This window comes from Polynucleobacter sp. AM-25C3, from assembly GCF_018882335.1.
Lineage (GTDB): Bacteria > Pseudomonadota > Gammaproteobacteria > Burkholderiales > Burkholderiaceae > Polynucleobacter.
On record NZ_JACVOS010000055.1, the window covers coordinates 1 to 214 of the forward strand.

1 protein-coding gene is annotated in these 214 nt (G+C 51.9%); it reads right to left on the reverse strand.

Annotation, left to right across the window (positions count from 1 at the left end; translation table 11 throughout):
• Positions 1-214 (reverse strand): AIDA repeat-containing protein (locus tag ICN12_RS10835; RefSeq protein ID WP_216272517.1); only part of this gene is annotated, 214 nt, incomplete at both ends.

The following is a 214-nucleotide window of genomic DNA, read 5'->3' on the forward strand; positions in this document are numbered from 1 at the left end:
CTAGCACCACCATAAACAGCTTGATTACCGCCAGAACTGATGGTCGCACTAATCGCACTACCACCGCTACTAACAGCTTGAGTACCGCCATCATTTACCGTAGTAGCACTTGCAATACCGCCACTACCAACAGCTTGAGTACCACCATCATTTACCGTAAGACCACTCACAATAGCGCCGCTCAGGAGGGTCTGGCTACCGCCACTGCTTAGCG